Consider the following 5,859-nt stretch of genomic DNA (forward strand, 5'->3'; position numbering starts at 1 on the left):
GCCTCGGCGGCGGCCACGAGCCAGTCCAGGCGCTGGCGGTGCAGCTCCGGGGGAGTACGGTCGGCGGCCAGCAGGTACAGGTCCGCGACGAGCCCGCGCGCGCCCCGGGCCTGGGCCGCCTCGGCGGCGGCGACGAGGGACCGGGCCGCGTCGGCGTCCGGGAAGTCCCCGGCCAGCGCCCGGTGCCGGGTCGCCTCGACCGGGTCGGTGGCCACGCTCGCCAGCCGGTGGTGGATACCCGCGCGGCGGTGCTGGCTCGCCGTGTCCGCGACGACCGTCGCCGCCACCGACGGGGTGAACCGGACCAGCCCTCCGTCCACAGTGACCAGACCGGCCTGTTCGGCCAGGCGGATCTCGCGGTCGGCGTCGCGGCGTCCCGCGAGCCGCAGCTGCGCGAGCGTCGGCCGGGTGGCCAGCGCGGCGACGAGCAGCGTGTCCCGGACGCCCAGCGGCAGGCCGTAGACGCGATCGCGCAGCATCGTGCGGACCCGCTCCGGCAGCGGGACGGACCGCCACCCGCTGCCCCGGTCGAGGAACGCGCCGGCCAGCGCGAGGGCCAGGTACGGGTTGCCGCCGCTGTCCGCGTACAACCGCCCGGCGGCCCGGTACGGCAGGCCGTGCGCGGCGAGCAGCTCGGCCAGGTCGTCGGCGCGCAGCGGCGGCACGGTCAGCTCGGTCACCGGCGGCGGGGTGAGGTTGCCGGCGCGGGGGTGCAGGCCGGGGGCGCGTTCGGCGGAGAAGCCGGCGGACTCGGGCCAGCGCTGGGCCACCACGGCCCGGATGTTCGGGTTGCTGGTGCGGCGGGCCGCGTAGCCGATCACCTGGGCGCTGGCCGCGTCTATCCACTGTGCGTCGTCGATGAGCACCAGCACCGGACCGCGCTGCCCGCAGGCGCTGAGCAGCTCGTGCCAGGCCAGCCGCAGCCGCAGGTCGGGCGGGTCCGCGACCGCTGCGGCGAGGTCCGCGAGCGGGCCGGGCAGCGCCGTGCCGGGGGGCAGCTGCGTGAGCAGGTCGCTGAGCGCGGAGAACGAGACCCACCGCTCGGTCGGCGCGCCGGCGACCCGCAGGACGCACTCGCCACGCCCGTGGGCCGCGTCGCCCACGGCATCGAGGATGGCGGTCTTGCCGATGCCGCTCGGTCCGGTAAGGACGACGCCGCCACCCGCGTCGAGCCTCGCCTCAATGGCGGACAGGACGTCGGTGCGGCCGGCCAACCGTGCCGGTCGGTGGGCAGGGTCGTCGGTCGCCAGTGCGATCCCCCAGGTCCACAAGTGATCCGGTGCCGGGGCCGGATCACACGAAATCACCGTAATAGATGCGGGTACTCACATCAATGGCGGGCCGGTTGACGCGGTGTAGTCGTACTATCGCGCATTTCGGTCTTTACTTAGCTTCTGTCACTGGTAGGTTGCGGGATTGATAAGCATCCATGATGTTCCTGCACCACTCACGTGAGCGGATGACAGTCATGAGAGCAGCCACCCGGTCCAGGCGCGGCCCCCTGTTGACGGCCCTCGCGGGCGTGGCCCTCCTCGGAGCCGCGGTCGGGGGATACGCGTTGCTGCGCACCACGGCCGGGCCGGACTTCGTGAGCACGCTCGTCGCCCTGCACTCCGAGAAGTGCCTCACCGCCCCGGGCGGTGCCCACGCCGACGGCGTCGACCTCAACCAGCAGGCGTGCGCCGACTCCGCGACCCAGCGCTTCTCCTTCACCCGGCTGGGCGGCGGCTCCTACGAGATCCGCAACGAGTCCACGGGCGCCTGCGTCGACATCGCCCACGGCCGCACCGACAACGGCACCCCGCTGACGCAGGCCGCCGCGTGCGGGCGCACGCCCAGCCAGGAGTTCGGACTGCAGGCGGTGCCCGACTTCCCGCGCGCCTTCATGCTCGTGTCCCGCTACTCCGGCAAGTGCGCCGACGTGTACGCCGGCGGCGACGCCGACGGGGCCGGCGTCCTGCAATGGGACTGCGGCGACCCGGCCAGCGCCGGCAACCAGATCTGGCGCCTCGCCGGCGCCCCCGCGTCGACGCCGAGCCCGTCCTGGCTGGGCACCACGCCCGGTGGCTCCTCCGCCGCGCCGTCCGGCACGCCGTCGCCCAGCGGCGCGCCGGTCGCCTCGCCCCCGGCCCCGCCGACGGCGCCGGCCTCCGGCGGCGCCACGGTCGCCACGAACCCTCTGTGGGGCAAGGCGTTGCCGCCGTCCGGGGCGAAGTTCAGCCGGGCCTACGCGCTGATCACCGGCGTCAAGGACAAGGGGTACCAGCCGAGGTCCGGCGAGTGCTCGTGGCAGATCCACGCCCGGTACTGGGAGTACGGCCCCGACGGCAAGGTGTACCCGACGTGGCACCCGCCGCGGCACTCGTCCGGGTGCTCGTTCGGCCACGAGCACGGGCACGACCCGCGCACCGCCGACCTGTGGAGGCAGACGGGCTGGTTCCCGTTCGGGTACACCAACGAGCAGTTGGCGCCGAGCGACCCGGCCAAGCAGCGCGACGAGGACCACGTGGGCCACAAGGTCTCGGTGGGCAACAACATCGCCGCGAAGGAGAGCCGTGACGGGGCGACCGTCAAGACGTGCGACGTGCTGATGAAGTTCCACCAGGGCACCCACTCGCCTGACGCGCTCACCAACAACCTGCACGAGCTGCTGTTCCACGGCACGTGCAAGTACAAGGACAACGGCGCGGTGACCGAGGCCCGGTACAACGTGCTGCTGCCGCTGGGCCACCCGGGCGGGTTCACGGTCAACCGGGACTGCGACGCCGACCAGCGCGAGATCAAGAATGTCGGCCCGGTGACGCCGTCGAACTCCCCGGACGGGGGCGGGTTCACGGGCCGGTTCATCCCGGACTCCGTCTGTGCCGCGGACGTGCTCGACGGGTCGAAGGACATCGGGGACATGTCAGAGATCTGGACGATGGCCTCGTTCGCCCGTAACCAGGGCAAGCTCGCGCAGTTCGAGCTGTTCACGATCGCGTTCGTGGCCAACCCGAGCCGGTTCTTCGACCCGGACTCCGCAAACAAGATCCGTCGGCCGATCGACCTGTGCTACTCGGGCGCCGAGGGCCGGCTGTGCGACCTGGTGCGCCGCACGACGGAACGCACCGGCAAGAAGATCGCGTTCGACTCGCCGTCGTCGCCGTTCAACGGGGCGTTCCGGGTGATCAGCCCGACCCGGTTCGTCGTCCGCAATACGGGGCCGACCACCATCTACACCAACGTGTTCGGCACCCGGTTCAGTACGTCGACGTTCCCGGGCGCCATCAAGCAGTACCTCTCCGGCAACCATGCCGCGGACCGGGCCAGTATCGACGTGCCGTTCCGCAACTTCGCCCAGAACTCGGCCGACAAGATCCACGCCCCGAACTAGCGTGCGAGCCCGCGGGCGGCGCAGCCGCTCGCGGGCCCGGCCGGCACCGCTGTCGATCATCCACTGTAGATCCGTGCGGGCTTGGTGCCCTCCTGGGGGCAACAATCCCGCATGAATCCATAGTGGCCCGCTCCGCCCGGCATCCACGATGGATTCGTGGCGGTTTGTGGTGCTCTGGGCCCGACGATCGCCCACGAATCCACTGAGGACGGTTGGCGGTCAACGCCAACGCCCGGAAATATCCGAAATATCCGGTGCTCGGTGAGGGCGCTGGGTGGGAGGCGAGCGGCGCCGCCGGAGGAGTCGGCGTCGCGGGCCGCGCGTCTACGACGTGAGAGTGCCGTGCTCGACGCACGTGGCTGACCAGCCGGCCGGCAGCACCTGGACCTTCATCCGGCGCCGGCACGCGACGCAGTAGCGCGGCGGCTCAAGACCCCGCGCGGTGGCGCACTCCACGTGGGAACCGTCGGACACCGCCCCGCCGCACCGGTCGCACCACGCCGCACCGGCGTCTGTCGGCGCAGGCCGGGCGTCCGCGCTCACAGCGCCGCCGAGAGCGCCTTGACCGGCATCGAGAGCTCCGCCAGCAGGGCGAGGTCGTCGCCCGCGGGCCGCCCCAGCGTCGTGAGGTAGTTGCCCACGATGACCGCGTTCACCCCACCCAGCAGTCCGTCGCGGGTGCCGAGGTCGCCCAGCGTGATCTCCCGACCGCCCGCGAAGCGCAGGATGGTCTTCGGCAGCGCGAGGCGGAACGCCGCGATGGCGCGCAGCGCGTCGCGCGGCTCGACGACCGGCTGCTGGCCCATCGGCGTGCCGGGCCGGGGGTTGAGGAAGTTCAGCGGCACCTCGTGCGGCTGCAGCTGCGCCAACTGGAACGCGAACTCCGCCCGCTGCTCGATGGTCTCGCCGAGCCCGAGGATGCCGCCGCAGCACACCTCCATGCCGGACTCGCGCACCATCCGCAGCGTGTCGAACCGCTCCTCCCAGGTGTGCGTCGTCACGACCTGAGGGAAGAAGGACCGCGCCGTCTCCAGATTGTGGTTGTACCGGTGCACGCCCATCCCGACCAGCTCGTCGACCTGCTCCTGGGTGAGCATGCCCAGCGACGCGGCGATCTGGATGTCGACCTCGGCGCGGATCGCGTCGACGCCCTCGCGCAGCTGCTTCATCAGCCGGGCGTCGGGCCCGCGCACGGCGGCCACGATGCAGAACTCCGTCGCGCCCGTCTCGGCCGTCTGCTTGGCGGCCTTGACCAGCGACGGGATGTCGAGCCACACGGCGCGTACGGGCGAGGTGAACAGCCCCGACTGCGAGCAGAAGTGGCAGTCCTCCGGACAGCCGCCCGTCTTGAGCGAGACGATGCCCTCGACCTCGACCTCCGGCCCGCACCAGCGCATCCGCACCTCGTGCGCGAGCTGCAGGGCGGCCGCCAGATCCTCGTCCGGCAGCCGCAGGACCTCGAGGACGCCCGCCTCGTCGAGCCCGACGCCGTTCTCCAGCACCTGCGCCCTGGCCTGCTCAAGGATCTTCGACATGGGACGTACCCTACAAGGACGTCTGTTGAATCTCTACAACCGAGGGGGTGCCGCACGGTGTCCCAGGACTGGCTCGCCACCCTGGCTCACAAGGCTGACCTGCGCGAACGCGCCGGGCTGCGCCGCGAGCTGCGCCCGCGCGCCCCGGAGGACCGCCTGATCGACCTGGCGGGCAACGACTACCTGGGGTTGAGCCGGCACCCCGACATCCTGTCCGCGTCGGCCAAGGCCCTCTTCGAGTACGGGCTGGGAGCGGCGGGTTCGCGCCTGGTCTGCGGCTCCACGACCGCCCACGCGGAGCTGGAGGAGTCGCTCGCCGCCTGGCTCGGCACCCACGCGGCGCTGGTGTTCTCGTCGGGCTACCTGGCCAACCTCGGCGCGGTGCGCGCGCTGACCCAGCCCCGCACGCTGGTCGTCAGCGACGCGCACAACCACGCGTCGCTCATCGACGGCATCCGCGCGACCGGCGCGGAAACGGTGGTCACGCCGCACGCCGACGTGGCGGCGGTGGCGGCGGCGCTCGCGGCGCACCCGGGCCGGCCGGCGCTCGTCGTCACCGAGTCGGTCTTCTCCGTCGACGGCGACCTGGCCGACCTGCCCGCCCTGCACGAGGTGACGCGCCGGCACGGCGCCCTGCTGCTGGTCGACGACGCCCACGCGGCCGGCCTGCTCGGCCCGGCCGGCGCGGGCGGGGTGGCCGCCGCCGGCCTGACCGGGGAGCCGGACGTCGTCGTGACGGCCACCCTGTCGAAGGCGTTCGGCGCGGCGGCCGGCGTGGTCGCGGGTCCGGAGCAGCTGATCGCGCACCTGGTCGACACCGGCCGTACCTTCATCTTCGACACGGCCCTGCCGCCCGCGGTGGCCACCGGCGCCCACGCGGCCCTGACGGTGATCCGCGGCCCGGAGGGCGCGGCGCTGCGAGCCGAGCTCGCCGCCCGCGCCGCGACGGCG

General features: G+C 72.9%; 5 protein-coding genes. 2 read left to right on the forward strand and 3 right to left on the reverse strand.

Annotated elements, in window-relative coordinates; all coding sequences use genetic code 11:
• On the reverse strand, positions 1 to 1,214 hold a 1,214-nt coding region (locus ABD211_RS33545; protein WP_344140627.1), incomplete at its 3' end, for an AAA family ATPase.
• 254 nt (positions 1,215 to 1,468) lie between these two features.
• On the opposite strand from ABD211_RS33545, the gene ABD211_RS33550 reads away from it, so the two are divergent.
• Positions 1,469 to 3,373, forward strand: coding sequence for an RICIN domain-containing protein (locus ABD211_RS33550; RefSeq protein WP_344140629.1), 1,905 nt, complete (start codon positions 1,469 to 1,471; stop codon positions 3,371 to 3,373).
• A gap of 324 nt (positions 3,374 to 3,697) precedes the next feature.
• On the opposite strand, the gene bsaP is transcribed toward ABD211_RS33550, so the two are convergent.
• Complete coding sequence (gene bsaP, locus ABD211_RS33555) at positions 3,698 to 3,916, reverse strand: biotin synthase auxiliary protein BsaP (protein ID WP_344140631.1); 219 nt, start codon at positions 3,914 to 3,916, stop codon at positions 3,698 to 3,700.
• Entirely contained in the window at positions 3,913 to 4,908 is a 996-nt protein-coding gene (gene bioB, locus ABD211_RS33560) for a biotin synthase BioB (RefSeq protein ID WP_344140632.1), read from the reverse strand. The genes bsaP and bioB overlap by 4 nt, the downstream gene beginning before the upstream one ends.
• A 57-nt stretch (positions 4,909 to 4,965) precedes the next feature.
• On the opposite strand from bioB, the gene ABD211_RS33565 reads away from it, so the two are divergent.
• Positions 4,966 to 5,859: aminotransferase class I/II-fold pyridoxal phosphate-dependent enzyme (locus ABD211_RS33565; RefSeq protein ID WP_344140634.1), on the forward strand; the 894-nt coding region annotated here is incomplete at its 3' end.

This window comes from Luedemannella flava (genome assembly GCF_039528515.1).
Classification (GTDB): domain Bacteria; phylum Actinomycetota; class Actinomycetes; order Mycobacteriales; family Micromonosporaceae; genus Luedemannella; species Luedemannella flava.

Coding starts and splice junctions, on each gene's coding strand:
- bioB (WP_344140632.1), bottom strand. CDS start 4,908: ATGTCGAAGATCCTTGAGCAGGCCAGGGCGCAGGTGCTGGAGAACGGC.
- ABD211_RS33550 (WP_344140629.1), top strand. CDS start 1,469: ATGAGAGCAGCCACCCGGTCCAGGCGCGGCCCCCTGTTGACGGCCCTC.